Origin of the sequence: Rhodobacter xanthinilyticus (assembly GCF_001856665.1) — a bacterium.
GTDB classification, from domain to species: Bacteria; Pseudomonadota; Alphaproteobacteria; order Rhodobacterales; family Rhodobacteraceae; genus Rhodobacter; species Rhodobacter xanthinilyticus.
This window is the reverse complement of record NZ_CP017781.1, coordinates 1,885,536-1,902,643: the sequence shown is the minus strand read 5'-3', so window position 1 is coordinate 1,902,643 and position 17,108 is coordinate 1,885,536. Positions and strand designations below refer to the sequence as shown.

General features: G+C 65.6%; 13 protein-coding genes. 12 read left to right on the top strand and 1 reads right to left on the bottom strand.

Annotated features, from left to right (window positions below):
- The first annotated feature begins 169 nt into the window (after nt 1–169).
- The 12 genes from LPB142_RS09330 (at nt 170) to LPB142_RS09275 (ending at nt 15,861) form a co-directional block, all read left to right on the top strand.
- Nucleotides 170–2,497, top strand: coding sequence for a glycogen/starch/alpha-glucan phosphorylase (locus LPB142_RS09330; RefSeq protein ID WP_156506897.1), 2,328 nt, complete (start codon nt 170–172; stop codon nt 2,495–2,497).
- A gap of 20 nt (nt 2,498–2,517) precedes the next feature.
- Nucleotides 2,518–4,677 carry a 1,4-alpha-glucan branching protein GlgB gene (gene glgB / locus LPB142_RS09325; protein WP_071167203.1) on the top strand — a complete coding sequence of 720 codons (2,160 nt, stop codon included), beginning with the start codon at nt 2,518–2,520 and terminating at the stop codon, nt 4,675–4,677.
- Nucleotides 4,678–4,695: 18 nt separating this feature from the next.
- The gene (gene glgC / locus LPB142_RS09320) at nt 4,696–5,967 is read left to right on the top strand and encodes a glucose-1-phosphate adenylyltransferase (RefSeq protein ID WP_071166205.1); all 1,272 of its coding nucleotides are present in this window, start codon (nt 4,696–4,698) and stop codon (nt 5,965–5,967) included.
- Nucleotides 5,968–5,993: 26 nt separating this feature from the next.
- The gene (gene glgA, locus LPB142_RS09315; RefSeq protein WP_082872976.1) at nt 5,994–7,421 is read left to right on the top strand and encodes a glycogen synthase GlgA; all 1,428 of its coding nucleotides are present in this window, start codon (nt 5,994–5,996) and stop codon (nt 7,419–7,421) included.
- Nucleotides 7,418–9,451 (top strand): glycogen debranching protein GlgX, encoded by a 2,034-nt coding sequence (gene glgX, locus LPB142_RS09310; RefSeq protein WP_071166204.1) that lies wholly within the window; start codon nt 7,418–7,420, stop codon nt 9,449–9,451. The genes glgA and glgX overlap by 4 nt, the downstream gene beginning before the upstream one ends.
- Nucleotides 9,451–11,076, top strand: a complete 1,626-nt coding sequence (locus tag LPB142_RS09305) for an alpha-D-glucose phosphate-specific phosphoglucomutase (RefSeq protein ID WP_071167202.1) — start codon at nt 9,451–9,453, stop codon at nt 11,074–11,076. The genes glgX and LPB142_RS09305 overlap by 1 nt, the downstream gene beginning before the upstream one ends.
- Before the next feature lie 171 nt (nt 11,077–11,247).
- Complete coding sequence (locus LPB142_RS09300; RefSeq protein WP_071166203.1) at nt 11,248–12,228, top strand: class 1 fructose-bisphosphatase; 981 nt, start codon at nt 11,248–11,250, stop codon at nt 12,226–12,228.
- Nucleotides 12,229–12,354: 126 nt separating this feature from the next.
- The gene (rpe, locus tag LPB142_RS09295) at nt 12,355–13,047 is read left to right on the top strand and encodes a ribulose-phosphate 3-epimerase (RefSeq protein WP_068766869.1); all 693 of its coding nucleotides are present in this window, start codon (nt 12,355–12,357) and stop codon (nt 13,045–13,047) included.
- Between the two features lie 119 nt (nt 13,048–13,166).
- Nucleotides 13,167–13,721 carry a thioredoxin family protein gene (locus LPB142_RS09290; protein WP_068766868.1) on the top strand — a complete coding sequence of 185 codons (555 nt, stop codon included), beginning with the start codon at nt 13,167–13,169 and terminating at the stop codon, nt 13,719–13,721.
- Nucleotides 13,718–14,383, top strand: coding sequence for a phosphoglycolate phosphatase (gene gph, locus LPB142_RS09285; RefSeq protein WP_071166202.1), 666 nt, complete (start codon nt 13,718–13,720; stop codon nt 14,381–14,383). The genes LPB142_RS09290 and gph overlap by 4 nt, the downstream gene beginning before the upstream one ends.
- 110 nt (nt 14,384–14,493) lie before the next feature.
- Nucleotides 14,494–14,934 carry a TIGR01244 family sulfur transferase gene (locus tag LPB142_RS09280; protein WP_068766866.1) on the top strand — a complete coding sequence of 147 codons (441 nt, stop codon included), beginning with the start codon at nt 14,494–14,496 and terminating at the stop codon, nt 14,932–14,934.
- Nucleotides 14,935–15,057: 123 nt separating this feature from the next.
- The gene (locus LPB142_RS09275) at nt 15,058–15,861 is read left to right on the top strand and encodes a helix-turn-helix transcriptional regulator (RefSeq protein WP_071166201.1); all 804 of its coding nucleotides are present in this window, start codon (nt 15,058–15,060) and stop codon (nt 15,859–15,861) included.
- 252 nt (nt 15,862–16,113) lie between these two features.
- On the opposite strand, the gene tsf is transcribed toward LPB142_RS09275, so the two are convergent.
- Entirely contained in the window at nt 16,114–17,025 is a 912-nt protein-coding gene (gene tsf / locus LPB142_RS09270; protein WP_068766864.1) for a translation elongation factor Ts, read from the bottom strand.
- Nucleotides 17,026–17,108: the final 83 nt, after the last annotated feature.

Sequence of the window (17,108 nt, the reverse complement as noted above, 5' to 3'; positions counted from 1 at the left end):
TAGCCCTCTTCGCGCGCGCGGCAAATCTTTCTCGACGGGCGCTTGACGGGGACGGCCGCGCGGCCCATCAATTGGTTAAAGGACGCAGAAAGGTGTGACCGTGAAAGATGTTATCGCCCCCTCCGCCGATGATCTGCGTCAGGATATCCTGCGGCATCTGACCTTCACGATGGGCAAGGATGCCGATCACGCCTCGGTTTATGACTGGCGGATGGCGCTCAGCTTCGCGATCCGCGACCGGATCGTCGAGCCTTGGTTCGCGGCGACGAAACAGACCTGGGAGCAGGGGCGCAAGCGGGTTTATTACCTCTCGATGGAGTTTCTGATCGGGCGGATCCTCGAGGATGCGGCGATCAACCTCGGGCTGCGGGCGGCGGCGCGCGAGGCGATCGAGGGGATGGGGCAGAGCTGGTCGGCGGTGGTCGAGGATGAGCCCGATGCGGCGCTCGGCAACGGTGGCTTGGGGCGGCTTGCGGCGTGCTACATGGAGAGCATGGCGACGCTCGGCTGCCCGGGCTATGGCTACGGGATCCGCTATGAACACGGGCTTTTCAAGCAGCGCTTCGAGGGCGGCCGGCAGGTCGAGGCGCCCGAGGATTGGCTCAAACAGCGCCACCCGTGGGAGTTCGAGCGGCCCGAGGCGGCCTATGAGATCGGCTTCAAGGGCGCGGTCGAGATGCGGGCGGGCAAGGCGGTCTGGATCCCGTCGGAGACGGTGCTGGCCGAGGCATTCGACATGCCGGTGATCGGCTGGAAGGGGCGGTGGGCCAATACGCTCAGGCTCTGGTCGGCGAAACCCACGACGATGTTCGACCTTGCGCGGTTCAACCATGGCGATTACGCGGCCGCGGCCGAGCCCGAGGCGCTCGCGCGCACGCTTAGCCGCGTACTCTACCCCGATGACACGACCTATCAGGGCAAGGAGCTGCGGCTCAAACAGGAATATTTCCTGACCGCCGCGGCGCTCCATGACATCATCCGCCGCCATCTCGCGGGGGGCTACCGGCTCGAGGATCTGCCCGCGCATGTCGCGATCCAGATGAACGATACGCATCCGGCGATCGCGGGGCCCGAGCTGGTGCGGATCCTCGTCGATCTCTATGGCATGAGCTTCGAGCAAGCCATTGAGATTGCGGTGAAATGTCTCGGCTATACGAACCATACTCTGCTGCCCGAGGCGCTTGAACGCTGGGCGTGCTATCTGATGGGCTCGGTGCTTCCGCGGCATATGCAGATCATCGAGCAGATCGACGCCTGGCATCTGAAGACCAACCCGAACCGGCCGCATTATGTGGGCGTGGTGAAGCACCAGGAGGTGCGGATGGGCGAATTGGCCTTCATCACCGCGCATAAGGTCAACGGCGTCTCGGCGCTGCATACCAAGCTGATCAAGCAAAACCTCTTCCCCGAGCTCGACACGCTGCACCCCGGGCGGATCGTCAACCAGACGAATGGCATCACCCCGCGGCGCTGGCTCAGGATGTCGAACCCGGCGCTGTCGCGGCTGATCACCGAGACGATCGGCGAGGGCTGGGAGGCCGATCTCGACAAGCTGCGCGCGCTCGAGCCGCATGTCGAGGACCCGGGCTTCCGCGACGATTTTGCGGACGCCAAGCGGCGCAACAAGGATGCGCTGGCCAATTGGATCGCGCGCGAGCAGGGGATCAAGATCGACCCGGCGGCGATGTTCGATGTGCAGATCAAGCGCATCCATGAGTATAAACGCCAACTCCTGAACATCCTCCAGACGATTGCGCAGTGGCATGAGATCCGCGAGAACCCGCAGGCGGACTATCAGCCGCGGGTCAAGATCTTTGGCGGAAAGGCCGCGCCGGGCTATCAGACGGCGAAGGAAATCATCCGTCTTATCAACGATGTGGCGACCGTTGTTAACGCGGACCCGCTGGTCGGCGACCGGCTCAGGATCGTCTATCCGGCGAATTACAACGTCTCGATGGCCGAGCGGCTGATCCCCGCGGCGGATCTGAGCGAGCAGATCTCCACCGCCGGCAAGGAGGCCTCGGGCACCGGCAACATGAAATTCGCGCTCAACGGCGCGCTGACCATCGGCACGCTCGATGGCGCCAATGTCGAGATCCGCGAGGAGGTGGGGGCGGAGAATTTCTTCCTGTTCGGGCTCACCGCCTCGGAGGTGATGGAGCGGCGCAAGGACCCCGAACACGCCCGCCACGCGATCTTGCAAAGCCAGGCGCTGCAAGATGTGTTGCAGATGATCGCCGAGGGCCGGTTCAGCCCCGATGAGCCCACGCGCTATCACGGGCTCGTCCACAACATGTGGCATTCGGATTACTTCCTCTGCGCCTCCGATTTCGAGGCCTATCGCGCGGCGCAGGTCGAGGTGGACCGCGCCTTCGCCGACCCGGAACGCTGGTGGCGGATGGCGGCGCTCAATACCGCGCGGATGGGCTTTTTCTCCTCGGATCGCGCGATCCAAGGGTATATGACGGAGATATGGGGCACGGAGTCGGCGCTCTGATCCCGGAACGGCAGGACGATATGGAACTGATCGACCACGGCGCGGCACAGGCTCTGGCAGAAGGCCGGCACGGGGATCCTTTCGCGGTTCTGGGCTGGCATGAGGGGCCGGGCGGCGGGCGGATCGTGGCCTTGGTGCCCGATGCCGATCGGGTCTGGGCGCTTGGCGCGCGGGAGGTTGAACTTCAGCGCGTAAGGGACGGAGTTTTCGCGGGTTTGTGGTCTGCGGGGCGGTATCGGCTGCGGGCGCAGAACGCCACGGCGACCTGGGATTTCGAGGACCCCTATCGGTTCGGCCCGGTGCTTGGCGAGATCGACGAATATCTGATCGGCGAGGGCACGCACCGGCAGCTCTGGCACGCGCTTGGCGCGCATGTGATCGTGCATGAGGGCGTGCGCGGGGTGCATTTCGCGGTCTGGGCGCCCTCGGCGCAGCGGGTCTCGGTGGTCGGCGGGTTCAACAACTGGGACGGGCGGCGCCATCAGATGCGCAAGCGCGGCGCGACCGGGGTCTGGGAGATTTTCGTCCCCGGCATCCAGGCGGGCGAGGCCTATAAATACGAGATCCTCGGCGCGGAGGGCACGCTCTTACCGGTGAAGGCCGATCCGCTCGGGTTTGGCGCCGAACATGCGCCGGCGACCTCGTCGGTGGTGCGCGAGTTGGGGCTGCACCCCTGGGGCGATGGCGCCTGGATGACCAAGCGCGAGGCGCAGCAGAACATCCACACGCCGATCTCGATCTATGAGGTGCATCTGGGCTCGTGGCGGCGGGTCTGGGAGGACGGCGGACGGCCGCTGAGCTACTTTGAGCTCGCCTCGCAACTCATTGATTATGTTGTGGATATGGGGTTCACCCATATCGAGCTCCTGCCGATCACCGAACATCCGTTCGACGGCTCCTGGGGCTATCAGCCGATCGGGCTCTATGCGCCGACGATCCGCCACGGCCGGCCCGAGGAATTCGCCGCGCTGGTCGATGCGGCGCATCGGCGGGGCGTGGGCGTGATCCTCGACTGGGTGCCCGGCCATTTCCCGACCGATGACCACGGGCTGCGCCGCTTCGACGGCACCGCGCTTTATGAACATGCCGACCCGAAAGAGGGGTTCCATCAGGATTGGAACACGCTCATCTATAATTACGGCCGGCGCGAGGTGTCCAATTATCTTCTGGCTAACGCCTTGTTCTGGCTGGAGGAATATCACCTCGACGGGTTGCGGGTCGATGCGGTGGCCTCGATGCTCTACCGCGATTATTCGCGCTCGGCGGGCGAATGGGTGCCCAACAAATTCGGCGGGCGCGAGAATCTCGAGGCGATCGAGTTTCTCAAGGCGATGAATGCGCAGGCTTATGGCGGCGCCAAGGGGATCGTGACGATCGCCGAGGAAAGCACCGCCTTCCCCGGCGTGAGCCGCCCGGTCGACCGCGGCGGGCTTGGCTTCGGCTTCAAGTGGAACATGGGCTGGATGAACGACAGCCTGCGCTATTTCGCCCGCGACCCGATCTATCGGCGCTTCCACCATAACGAACTTACCTTCGCTAGTTCATACACTTACAGCGAGAACTTCATCCTGCCGATCAGCCATGACGAGGTGGTTCACGGCAAGGGTTCGATGATCAACAAGATGCCGGGCGATGAGGCGGAGAAATTCGCCAACCTGCGCGCCTTCTACGCGTTCCAATGGGCCCATCCGGGCAAGAAGCTTCTGTTCATGGGGCAGGAATTCGCGCAATGGCGCGAATGGGCTCATGCGGAGGCGCTCGATTGGGGGCTGCTCGACGAGCCGCGCCATGCCGGCGTGCAGCGGCTCGTGCGCGATCTCAACCGTCTCTATCGCGCGCGCCCGGCGCTGCATTGGGGCGATTGCGAGCCTTCGGGCTTTTCCTGGATCGAGGCCGATGATTCCGAGACCTCGGTCTATGTGTTCGAGCGCCGTGCCCCCGGGGCGGCGCCCGTGGTGATTGCCGCCAACCTCACGCCGGTCGAGCGCACGATGCGCATCGGCCTGCCGCAGGGGGGCGAGTGGTTGGAAATTCTCAACACCGACAGCGCGCATTACGGGGGGGCGAACTGGGGGAACTTGGGCTATATTTCGGCCGAAGAGATCCCGTGGTCGCGGCGCGCCTTCAGCGCAGAGGTCTATCTGCCGCCCTTGGCGGTGGTCATGTTCGCGCCCGATTGAGGCGTGGGGGGAGGGATTATGAAACCGCAACCGAACCAGAGGCTTTCGTCGCAGGCGATGGCATTCGTGCTTGCCGGCGGGCGCGGCTCGCGGCTCAACGAGCTGACCGACCGGCGGGCGAAACCGGCGGTCTATTTCGGCGGCAAGACCCGGATCATCGATTTCGCGCTCTCCAATGCGCTCAATTCCGGCATCCGCAAGATGGCGATCGCGACCCAATACAAGGCGCACAGCCTGATCCGCCACATGCAGCGCGGCTGGAACTTCTTCCGCGCCGAGCGCAATGAATATCTCGACATCCTGCCCGCGAGCCAGCGGGTCGATGAGAGCAAATGGTATATGGGCACCGCCGATGCGGTCGCGCAGAATATTGATATCATTGAAGATTATGGCGTGAAATATGTCGTGATCCTGGCCGGCGACCATGTCTACAAGATGGATTACGAGATCATGCTGATGCAGCATGTCGAGACCGGCGCCGATGTCACGATCGGCTGTCTGACGGTGCCGCGGCGCGAGGCGAGCGCGTTTGGCTGCATGGCGGTGGATGCGACGGGGCGTATTACCGAGTTTCTCGAAAAACCGAAAGACCCGCCCGGGATGCCCGGCGATCCGAGCCAGACGCTCGCCTCGATGGGGATCTATGTCTTCGATTGGCAGTTCCTGCGCGAGCTGCTGATCCGCGATGCCGAAGACCCGCATTCGAGCCATGATTTCGGCCATGACCTGATCCCGCAGATCGTCAAATACGGCAAGGCGATGGCGCATAAATTCTCGGAAAGCTGCGTCACCTCGGGGCTGGAGACGGAGCCCTATTGGCGCGATGTCGGCACGGTCGATGCGTTCTGGCAGGCCAATATCGACCTGACCGATTTTACGCCCAAGCTCGATCTTTACGACAACGCCTGGCCGATCTGGACCTATGCCGAGCTCGTGCCGCCGGCGAAATTCATCCATGACGAGGACGGTCGGCGCGGCTCGGCGGTGAGCTCGCTGGTCTCGGGCGATTGCATCGTTTCGGGCTCGGAGGTGCGCAATTCGCTGCTGTTCACCGGCTGCCGGGCGCATAGTTTCTCGAGCCTCGATTACACGGTGGCGCTGCCTTACGTCGATATCGGGCGGGGCGCGCTCCTGAGCCGTTGCGTGGTCGATCGCGGCGTGAAGATCCCGGCCGGGCTCGTCGTCGGCGAGGATCCGGAGGAGGACGCGAAATGGTTCCGGCGGACCGAGGGGGGCGTGGTGCTGATCACGCAAGCGATGCTCGACCGCCGCGCGGCGGTGCTCGGCTGAGCGGCGAAATGGCCGGGGAGGGCGCGATGAAACGGGTTCTGTCGGTGGCATCCGAGGCGGTGCCGCTCGTGAAAACCGGCGGGCTGGCCGATGTCGTGGGGGCGCTGCCGGCGGCGCTCGCGGGGCAGGGGTGGCAGATGCGGGTGATGATCCCGGCCTATCCCGGGGTTCTGGCGAAGCTCGCGCCGGCCGAGGAGGTCTGGAAGACGGCCGATCTCGGCGGCGGCCCGGCGCGGCTGATGCTCGGCTCGGTGGGCGGGGTCGAGGTTCTGGCGCTCGATGCGCCGCATTTCTTCGACCGCGCGGGCGGGCCTTACGCCGATATGTGGGGCGATTACGGCGACAATGCCGAGCGGTTTGCGGCGCTCTCTTGGGTGGCGGCGGTGGTGGCGCGCGACGGGGTGGCGGGCTGGAGGCCCGATGTCGTCCATGCCCATGACTGGCAGGCCGGGCTCGCGCCGGCGTTCTTGCGCTATTGGGGCGTGGCGGTGCCCTCGGTGATGACGATCCACAACATGGCGTTTCAGGGCCGGGTGGGGGCGGCGAAAATGGCCGCGATGCGGCTGCCGCCGGAGCATTTCAACCGCGAGGGCTTCGAGTTCTGGGGCGATATCTCGACGCTGAAGGCGGGGCTGATGGCGGCCGATGCGATCACCACGGTCAGCCCGCGCTATGCCGAGGAGCTGATGCGGGCCGAATTCGGGATGGGGCTCGAGGGGGTGATCCAGGCGCGCGCGGGCGTTGTCCATGGTATCCTGAACGGCGTCGATACCGCGGTTTGGGACCCGGAAACCGACCCCGAGATCCAACCGTTCTCGGCCGCGAAATTTTCCGCAAAATCGCGCAATCGCAAGGCTTTGCAGCGCGAATTTCATCTGGATGTGCCGGGGCCGCTCGCGATCCTCGTCTCGCGTCTGACGCCGCAAAAGGGCATCGATCTGCTGCCCGGCGCGGTGGCCGATTTCGTCGCCGCGGGCGGCGGGCTCGCGATCCTGGGCTCGGGCGACCCTTGGGCCGAGGATATGGTGCGGGGCTTGGCCGCGCGCTTCCCCGGCCGGGTCGGCGTCAAGATCGGCTATGATGAGGGGCTCAGCCACCGGATGTTTGCGGGCGGCGATGCGGTGCTCGTGCCCTCGCGGTTCGAGCCTTGCGGGCTGACCCAGCTTTACGGGCTGCGCTACGGCACGGTGCCGGTGGTGGCGGCGACCGGGGGCTTGGCCGATACGGTGATCGGCGCGAGCCCGGCCACCGAGGCCGCGGGCGCGGCGACGGGCGTGGTCTTCCACCCGGTCGATGAGCTCGCCCTGCGCCAGGCGCTGCGCCGGCTCGTCACGCTTCATGCCGATCGCAAGGCCTGGGCGGCGATGGCGAAACGCGGGATGAAGGCCGCGCTTGGCTGGGAGGCCTCGGCCGCGCGCTATGCCGCCCTTTACGAGGGGCTGATCGCGCGATGATCATCGAGCCGGGGCGCGGCACGCATCTGGGCGCGACGCTGGTGGGCCCGGCCGATGCGCCCGAGGGGGTGAATTTCGCGCTCTTTTCCGCCCATGCGGAGCGGGTTGAGCTCTGCCTTTTCGAGGGTGGGCGCGAGACGCGGCTCACGCTGCCCGAGCGCTCGGGCGAGGTCTGGCACGGCTTTGTGCCCGGGCTTGGCGCGGGGGCGCGCTATGGCTACCGGGTGCACGGGCCTTGGGCGCCCGATCTCGGCCATCGGTTCAACCCGGCGAAACTGCTCCTCGACCCCTATGCCCGCGCGCTCAGCGCGCCGCTCATCTGGGATCCGCTGATGCAAGGCGGGGTTGGCACCGCGCGCCCCGATCGGCGCGACAGCGCCCCGGTGATGCCGCGCGCGCAGGTCTGCGCTGTTGAGAAACTGGATTGGGAACGCCCCGCAACGGCTTGGTCCGAAACGATTATTTATGAGGCGCACCCGAAGGGGCTGACGATGGGCCACCCCGAGGTGCCCGCCGCGCTGCGCGGCCGTTTCGAGGGGCTCGCCTCTGAGCCGATCCTGCGCCACCTGCGCCATCTCGGCGTCACCACGCTCGAGCTTCTGCCCTGCGCGGCCTTTCTCGACGACCGCTTCCTCGTCGAAAAGGGCCTGCGCAATTATTGGGGCTATCAGCCGGTCGGCTTTTTCGCGCCCGACCCGCGCTATGGCGGGCCCGAGGCGTTTCGGCGCATGGTGCGGGGGCTGCATGGCGCCGGGATCGAGGTGATCGTCGATGTGGTGTTCAACCATTCGGGCGAGGGCGATGGCGCGGGCCCGACGGTGAGCCTGCGCGGCATCGACAACGCCGCCTATTACCGGCTGGCCGAGGGCGGGCGGGCCTATGTCAACGACACCGGCACCGGCAATACGCTCGATCTCTCGCATCCCTTCGTGCTGCGGATGGTGATGGATTGTCTGCGCCACTGGGTCGAGGATCTGGGCGTCGACGGGTTCCGCTTCGACCTCGCCGCGACGCTCGCGCGCGATGCGACGGGGGCGTTCAACGCGCAGGTGTCGTGTTTTCTGGCCGCGATCCGCCAGGACCCGGTGCTCGCGCAGGTCAAGCTGATCGCCGAGCCTTGGGATATCGGGCCGGGGGGCTATCAGCTCGGCGCCTTTCCGCACCCTTTTGCCGAGTGGAACGACCGCTTTCGCGACGGGATGCGCAAGTTCTGGCGCGGCGATGCGGGGCAGATGCCGGAGGCGGCGCGGCGGTTGGCGGGCTCGGCGGAGGTGTTCGACCATTCCGGCCGGGCGCCTTGGGCGAGCGTGAATTTCCTCTCGGCCCATGATGGCTTCACCCTGCAAGATCTTGTTTCCTATAGCGAAAAGCAAAACCAGGCGAATGGCGAGAACAACCGCGACGGCCATAATGCGAATTTCTCCGAGGCGCTGGCGGAGCCCGGCGCACGGGGGGCGCGCAAGCGGGCGATGCTGGCGGCGCTGATGCTCGGGCAGGGGGTGCCGATGGTGCTGGCGGGCGACGAGATGGGCAACACGCAAAGCGGCAACAACAACGCTTACGCGCAGGATAACCCGCTTGGCTGGGTCGATTGGGGGCGCGAGCCGGAGCTTGTCGACTTTGTTGCGCGGCTCGCGCGGATCCGGCGGGCGCATCCGGTCTTGCGTCAGCGGCGGTTCTTGCACGCCAATATCCGCGCCCAGGACGGGATCCGCGATCTGATCTGGCGGCTGCCGAGCGGGCAGGAGCCCTGCCCGCAGGATTGGCACGACCCGCAGGCGCGATGTCTGTGCGCCGAGATCCGCGGTGCGGCCGAGGGCCCCGAGGGCGGCGCCGCGCGCGAGGCGGTGTTCGTGATCTTCAACGCCGGCGCCGCGGTCGAGGTGGCGCTGCCCGAGGGGCGCTGGACCCAGATCCTCGACAGCGCTGCGCCCGATGCGCCGGAAACCGCCTGCGACGCCGCCACGGCTTGCGTCGCGGCGCAATCTGTTCAACTCTTCACCCGGCCAACCGCGCCACAGGAGCAATGATGACGACCTTCCCGACCCGGCCCTTTGACGGCCAGAAACCCGGAACCTCGGGCCTGCGCAAGAAAACTCCGGTCTTCATGCAATTGAATTACCTTGAGAATTTTGTTCAGGCGACCTTCGATGCGATTGGGGGCGTGGCGGGCAAGGTTCTGGTTCTGGGGGGCGACGGGCGCTACTTTGGCGCCGAGGCGGCGCAGGTGATCGTGAAGATGGCGGCGGCGAACGGGGCGGCGCGGGTGATCGTCGGGCAGGGCGCCTGGCTCTCGACGCCGGCGGCCTCGAACCTGATCCGCACGCGCGGCGCCGATGGCGGGATCATCCTCTCGGCGAGCCACAATCCGGGCGGCCCGGAGGAGGATTTCGGCGTCAAATACAATATGGCGAACGGCGGGCCCGCGCCTGAGGCGGTGACCGAGGCGATCTTTGCGCGCACCAAAGAGATCACCGCATTTCATAAGCTCGAGGCGCCGGATGTGAACCTCGAGGCGATCGGCGAAAGCGCGCTCGGGGGGATGGTCGTCGAGGTCGTCGACCCGGTGGAAGCCTATGCCGACATGATGGAAGAAATCTTCGATTTCAAAGCCTTGCGCGGCCTTTTTCATGAAGGTTTCACGATGCGCATGGACAGTATGTGCGCGATCACCGGGCCCTATGCGGTCGAGATCTTCGAAAACCGGCTTGGCGCGGCGAAGGGCACGGTCGTGCATGAGCAGCCGCTGCCCGATTTCGGCGGCATGCACCCGGACCCGAACCCGACTTGGGCGCATGAGCTGATGGCGGAGATGATGGGCGATGCGGCGCCCGATTTCGGCGCGGCCTCCGATGGCGACGGCGATCGCAACATGATCGTCGGGCGCGGGGTCTATGTCTCGCCCTCCGACAGTCTCGCGGTGATCGCGGCCAATGCGCATCTGGTGCCGGGCTATGCGGGCGGGCTGAAGGGCGTGGCGCGCTCGATGCCGACCTCGGCGGCGGTCGACCGGGTGGCCGCGGCGCTCGGGATCGATTGTTACGAGACGCCGACGGGGTGGAAATTCTTTGGAAATCTGATGGATGCGGGGCGTGTTTCACTCTGCGGCGAGGAGAGTTTCGGGACCGGCTCGGACCATGTGCGCGAGAAAGACGGGCTCTGGGCGGTGCTGATGTGGCTCAATATCATCGCCGCGCGCGGGCAAGGCGTGGGCGAGATCATGGCCGATCATTTCGCGCGGTTCGGCCGGAATTACTATTCGCGCCATGATTACGAGGCGCTGCCGGTCGATGAGGCGAACGCCATGCTGGGCGATCTGCGCGACCGGCTCGAGGGGCTGAAAGGCAAATCTTTCCAAGGGCTTGTGGTCGAAAGCTCAGATGAGTTCTGTTACACGGACCCGGTCGATGGCTCGGTTTCGGCGCATCAGGGGTTCCGGATCCTGTTCGAGGGCGGCTCGCGGGTCGTGCTGCGGCTCTCGGGCACGGGCACCGAGGGCGCGACGCTGCGCGTCTATCTCGAGCGCTATGTGGCCGGGCCCGAGGGGCTCGACGAAGATCCGCAGGCCGCGCTCGCACCGATCATCCGCGCAACCGAGGAGATCGTCGGGATCGCCGCGCGGACGGGGCGTGAAGAACCGAACGTAATTACCTGATTAAACGCAGAAATCGGCGCTCGCAGGGGTGCCGGTTTCCCGCCACCAATAGCGCCGATAATCGGTATTATGGAAAATATGCACGCATTTTGGGGGCCCTGAGCGCGGACTGGCCTTGCAAAGCCCGTGCGATGAGCGCAACAAGTCCCCAACCAGCGCAAGGAGTTTGCCATGTCTCTCGATCTCGACGGTTTGGATCTCGCGCCCGATCTGGCCGATGTGATGCAGCGGTTGACGGTCGTCGGTGTCGAGCTCGCGCGGCTGATTGCGCGCAGCGGGCTTGAAGGCGATCTGGCGGCCGCGCAAGGCACGAACGCCGGCGGCGACGGTCAGAAAGCGCTCGATGTGATGGCCGACGCGGCTTACTTGCGCGCGCTGCATGGCTCGGCGGTCGCCTATTATGCCTCCGAGGAGGAAGACGAGATCCTGACGCTCGGGCCCGGCACGCTGGCGCTGGCGGTCGACCCGCTGGACGGGTCTTCGAATATCGACGTAAACGTCTCTATCGGAACGATTTTTTCGATCTTCCCGGCGGCCGGCAACGCCGAGGCGAGCTTCCTGCGCAAGGGCTCGGAGCAGATCGCGGCGGGCTATATGATCTTCGGGCCGCAATGCGCGCTGGTCGCGAGCTTTGGTCGCGGCGTGCATCTGTGGATCCTCGACCCCGATACCGGCCGGTTCGAGCGGCTTCCCGATATCGCCGGCGTGCCGCGCGACACGGTGGAATTCGCGATCAACGCCTCGAACCGGCGCCATTGGCCCGCGCCGATCCGCGCCTATATCGACGACCTGATGGCCGGCGTAGACGGCCCGCGCGGGCGCAATTTCAACATGCGCTGGATCGCGTCGCTGGTCGCCGAGACGCATCGGATCCTGCGCCGCGGCGGGGTTTTCCTCTATCCGGGCGACAGCCGCGCGGGTTATGAACGCGGCCGCCTGCGCCACGTCTATGAATGCGCGCCGATCGCCTTTGTGGTCGAGCAAGCCGGTGGCGAGGCGACCGATGGCTACCACCCGATCCTCGATGCGGTGCCGAGCTCGATCCATGCACGCACGCCGTTCGTCTTTGGCTCGGCGCCGAAAGTGCGGCGCATCGCGCGCTATTATGATGATGCGGAACAGGCCGCGCTGACCCCGGACGAGCATCTGTGAGCCTTGCGTGCGGGCGGGTTTTGCGCCAAACAACGGGCGCGCGCCCTGCCCGCTTGGCCGCGTGGATGAACTTCGCCTTGTAACCCCTTGACTGGGCAAGCTAAGCCCTCTCGCCGCGAGGATGCCATGACCGCTTTTGACCGTTCCATCAAGATCGCCCCGTCGATTCTCTCCGCCGATTTCGCCAATTTCGGCCAGGAAATTCAGGCGATCGAGGCCCAGGGCGCCGATTGGGTCCATGTCGATGTGATGGATGGCCATTTCGTGCCGAATCTGACCTTCGGGCCGCCGCTGTGCAAGGCGATCCGCCCGCATATCAAGACGGTGATGGATGTTCACCTGATGATTGCGCCGGTCGACCCCTATATCGAGGCCTTTGCCGAGGCCGGAGCCGATGTGCTGACCGCCCATCTCGAGGCCGGGCCGCATATCCACCGCACGCTGCAGGCGATCCGCGCGGCGGGCTGCAAGGCGGGTCTCGCGCTCAACCCGGGCACCGGGCTCGACGCGCTCACGCATCTGCTCGACATGATCGACCTGGTCTGCATCATGACCGTGAACCCGGGCTTCGGCGGGCAAAAATTCATTCATTCCCAAGTGGATAAGGTAAAAACTTTGCGTGCGATGATCGGCGATCGGCCGATCCATATCGAGATCGACGGCGGGATCACGCCGGAGACCGCGCCGCTGATGGCGGCGGCCGGGGCCGATGTTCTGGTGGCCGGGTCCGCCGTTTTCAAGGGCGGTTCGGTGGCCGACCCCGCCCCCTATGGCGCGAATATCCGCGCGATCCGGGCCGCAGCGGAGGCCGCGCGTTAAGATCGGCGCGCAAGGTGCTGAAAAGATAAGAAAAGCGACGGCGTGATCACTTTTGATCCGCCGCCGCTTGCGTTCAGGGCCGCAGCGGTTACCCTGAGGAAAATTCGCAGGAGAGACCGATGGCCGTCAGCCCGCCCGTGTGTGATTTCGGCGCCCCCGCGCCCGGCTTTCGCTTGCCCGGCACCGATGGCCGCGCGTGGAGTTTCGAGCAGATCCGCGGCCCGCGCGGCACCTTGATCCTGTTCATCTGCAACCACTGCCCCTATGTCATGGCGGTGCTCGACCGGATCCTGCGCGATGCCGAGGGGCTGATCGCCGCCGGGATCGGCGTCGCGGCGATCTCGTCGAATGATGTCGAGGCCTATCCCGAGGACAGCTTTCTCAACATGGTGCGCCTGAGCCGCGAAAAGGCCTTCCCCTTCCCCTATCTCTTCGATGAAAGCCAAGAGATTGCAAAGGCTTACGGGGCGGTCTGCACACCGGATTTCTTTGGCTACAATGCCGAAGACGCGCTGCAATACCGCGGTCGGCTCGATGCTTCGGGGCGCTCGGCGGGCCCGCCCGAGGCGCGGCGCGAGCTTTATGAGGCGATGCTAGAGATCGCCGAAACCGGCCGCGGCCCGGCCGATCAGATCCCCTCGATGGGCTGTTCGATCAAATGGAAAAACGCATGAGACCCGCTGCGCTGATCTTCGACCTCGATGGCACGCTGATCGATTCCGCGCCCGATATTCACGCCGCCTCGAACGAGGTTCTGACCGCGCATGGGTTTGCGCCGCTCGACATGCCCGCGGTGCGCAGCTTTGTCGGCCGCGGTGTGCCGCATCTGGTGCATTGCCTGCTCAAAGCCTCCGAGGCGGACCCGGATGGGCCGCTCCACGCCCAGATGGTTGCGGAATTTACCGCGCATTATCATGGGGCTGTGGGCCTTACTTCACTTTACCCCGGGGTGCGCGAGGCGCTTGAGGCGCTGGCCGCGGCGGGCCATCCGCTCGGCATTTGCACGAACAAGCCGCTCGGGCCGACGCGGGCAGTGTTGCGGCATTTCAACCTCCTTGATCTTTTCGCAACGATCGTTGGCGGGGACAGCCTGCCCCAGCGCAAGCCCGCGCCCGAGCCGCTTCTGGCCGCGCATCTCGCGCTTGGTCAAGGGCGCGCGCTGTTCATCGGCGACAGCGAGGTGGATGCCGAGACCGCGCAGCTGGCGGGGCTGCCGTTCTTGCTCTTCACCGAGGGCTATCGGCGCAGCGCGGTGGCCGATCTGCCCCATGCGATCGCCTTTTCCGATTTCGCGATGCTGCCCGGCATCGTGGCGCATTTCCCCTGGGGTGCATGAACTTCGCATTTGAATGTGTTGATCGGTAACGAAATTCCGGTTTTGCGCGATGGGCGCTTGATCCCGGGCGCGGGGCGCGGCAAAGAGAGAGTTGAGAGCGGGAGAGAGCCATGGATTTGCGCAAGATCACCCCTGAATTCGCGGTCGCGCCGCAGCTTCTGCCCGAGGATATCGCGGCGGTAGCGGCGCTTGGGTATCGGGTGTTGATCGACAACCGCCCCGATGAGGAGACCGACCCCGGTCAGGACAGCGCCGCGATGGCCGCGCTCGCCGCGGCGGCGGGGCTCGGCTTTCATTACCTGCCCTATTATCCGGGCCTGATGACGCCCGATCTCGTCGCCGATTTCGAGGCGCTGATGGCGGGGCTCGAGGGGCCGGTGCTCGCCTATTGCCGGTCGGGCACGCGCAGCTCGCATCTTTGGGCGATGTCGCAGGCCGGGCGGATGCCGATCGAGGAGATCGTCGGCGCCGCGGCGCGGGCGGGCTATGACCACACCGGGCTGATGCCGCTGTTGGCCGCCCATGGCGCGGCGCGCGTGAAGAACGGCTGACAAGCCCCCAATTTCAAAGCTATTTTTCTCGCGGTCTGGCCAAGGTCTGACGCTCGGGCGCGGCTTGTCAACGGGGTTGCGAGGCTGTTACAGTGATGCCAGGGTTTGATGGCGAGGGTGAGAATGCTCGATCACCTCGAGAAGTTGCTCGATTGTCGCACGATCGAGGGGGTGTGGGCGCTGCATTGCGACCGCATGACGGGCTATGGTTTTGACCGTCTGCTCTACGCCTTCACCCGGTTTCGCACCGCCAACGGCTTTGGCAGCCTCGATGACACGCTGATCCTGTCCAACCACGACAGCGCCTATCTCGACGAATTCGTCGGCGGCGGGCTGTTTGAAGATGCGCCGATGGTGAAATGGGCGGCGAGCCATGAGGGGGTGTGTTCGTGGCACTGGATCGAGGATCTGGCGCGTTCGGGCAAGATGACGGCGGCCGAGCAGCGGGTGGTCGATTTCAACCTGCGCCACGGGGTGCGCGCCGGGATCTCGATCTCGTTTTCCGATGTGAATGCGCGCACCAAGGGCGGGATCGGGCTTTGCGCCGAGCCGGGGCTGCGGCAGGTCGATGTCGATGCGATCTGGGCCGAGCATGGGCGCGAGCTCTTGGTGCTCAACACGCTCACCCATCTGCGGATTTCCTCGATGCCCTTCGCCACCGCCCGGCGCGCGCTGACGCGGCGTCAGCGGGAGGCGCTCGAATGGGTGGCCGATGGCAAGACCGCCGCCGATATCGCGACGATCATGGGGCTGACGGTGGCGACGGTCGAGAAGCATCTGCGGCTCGCGCGTGAGGCGCTTGATGTCGATGCGACCGCGCAGGCGGTGCTCAAAGCCTCTGTGCAGAAACAGATTTTTCTCCGCGGCAGTCTGCATCCGGCGCCCGTCGAAGACGGGGCGCGGGCGCGAAAAGTCAGGAAAACCTGACTGCCACGGCCTGCCGCTTTATGGTCAAATTCTCGGGTTCCGAGAGTGGTGGCTTCGGCCAGGAACAGGGGGAGCTGAGCGAATATTGGTCCGTGAGGGCCCCCACCGGGCAACCGGATTGGGCCGGGCGCGCGTATTTTCGGGCGCTCGGCCTTTTCCGGGGGGCGGGTGCCCTGCCCCGGCCAAATCCGAAACGGCCAAATGCAAAACGCCGCCCCGGGGGGCGGCGTTCGCATTCGGTGGTCCGAAGGATCAGGCGTTGCCCAGGGTCTTGGCGACCTCGGCGGCGAAATCCTCTTCCTTCTTCTCGATGCCTTCGCCAACCGCGACGCGGGCATAGCCGGTGATCTCGACGCCGGCTTCCTTGGCCGCCTGTTCGACGGTCAGATCCGGGTTGATCACGAAGGACTGGCCGAGCAGCGTGTTCTCGGCGAGGAATTTCTTCATCCGGCCCGGGATGATGTTGTTGTGGATCACCTGCTCGGGCTTCGGCTTGGCCGAGGTGGCGTTCTCTTCGAGCGCCTTGGCGGTTTGCACCTGCAGTTCGCGCTCGAGCAGCGCCGGGTCGAGGGTAGCTTCCGACAGCGAGAGCGGGTTGGTCGCCGCGATATGCATCGCGAATTGCTTGCCGATCTCTTGCGCCTTGGCCGCATCGCCCTTCAGCGCGACGAGCACGCCGATCTTGCCCATGCCATCGGTGGCGGCATTGTGGACATAGGAGACCACGGTCTCGCCTTCGAGCACATGCATGCGGCGGAAGGTCATGTTCTCGCCGATCCGCGCGATCGCGTCGGTGAGGACTTGCTCGACGGTCTGGCCGTTGAGGTCAGCCGCCTTCACCACCTCGATCGACTCGCCGGTTTGCAGCGCGATCTTGGTGATTTCGCGCACGAGCGACTGGAAGTCGGCGTTCTTGGCGACGAAGTCGGTTTCCGAGTTGATCTCGATGGCGACGCCGCGGCCGGCGTCGACGGCCACGCCGATCAGGCCTTCAGCGGCCACACGGTCGGCCTTCTTCGCGGCTTTCGCGAGGCCCTTGGTGCGCAGCCAGTCGATGGCGGCTTCCATGTCGCCATTGGTCTCGGTCAGCGCCTTCTTGGCGTCCATCATGCCTGCGCCCGAAGTCTCGCGCAGCTCTTTCACCATCGCAGCGGTAATCGCCATGGGATCTCTCCTCTGAATAGGGTCTGGGCGGGTATAAACCGGCCCCGTCTCAGGACTGTGACGAAGCGCGCCCCGGGGCCCGA

Bases quoted from the DNA above. Each gene is read 5' to 3' on its own strand.
- LPB142_RS09330 (WP_156506897.1), top strand. From the start codon at position 170: ATGGGCAAGGATGCCGATCACGCCTCGGTTTATGACTGGCGGATGGCG.
- glgB (WP_071167203.1), top strand. From the start codon at position 2,518: ATGGAACTGATCGACCACGGCGCGGCACAGGCTCTGGCAGAAGGCCGG.
- glgC (WP_071166205.1), top strand. From the start codon at position 4,696: ATGAAACCGCAACCGAACCAGAGGCTTTCGTCGCAGGCGATGGCATTC.
- glgA (WP_082872976.1), top strand. From the start codon at position 5,994: ATGAAACGGGTTCTGTCGGTGGCATCCGAGGCGGTGCCGCTCGTGAAA.
- glgX (WP_071166204.1), top strand. From the start codon at position 7,418: ATGATCATCGAGCCGGGGCGCGGCACGCATCTGGGCGCGACGCTGGTG.
- LPB142_RS09305 (WP_071167202.1), top strand. From the start codon at position 9,451: ATGACGACCTTCCCGACCCGGCCCTTTGACGGCCAGAAACCCGGAACC.
- LPB142_RS09300 (WP_071166203.1), top strand. From the start codon at position 11,248: ATGTCTCTCGATCTCGACGGTTTGGATCTCGCGCCCGATCTGGCCGAT.
- rpe (WP_068766869.1), top strand. From the start codon at position 12,355: ATGACCGCTTTTGACCGTTCCATCAAGATCGCCCCGTCGATTCTCTCC.
- LPB142_RS09290 (WP_068766868.1), top strand. From the start codon at position 13,167: ATGGCCGTCAGCCCGCCCGTGTGTGATTTCGGCGCCCCCGCGCCCGGC.
- gph (WP_071166202.1), top strand. From the start codon at position 13,718: ATGAGACCCGCTGCGCTGATCTTCGACCTCGATGGCACGCTGATCGAT.
- LPB142_RS09280 (WP_068766866.1), top strand. From the start codon at position 14,494: ATGGATTTGCGCAAGATCACCCCTGAATTCGCGGTCGCGCCGCAGCTT.
- LPB142_RS09275 (WP_071166201.1), top strand. From the start codon at position 15,058: ATGCTCGATCACCTCGAGAAGTTGCTCGATTGTCGCACGATCGAGGGG.
- tsf (WP_068766864.1), bottom strand. From the start codon at position 17,025: ATGGCGATTACCGCTGCGATGGTGAAAGAGCTGCGCGAGACTTCGGGC.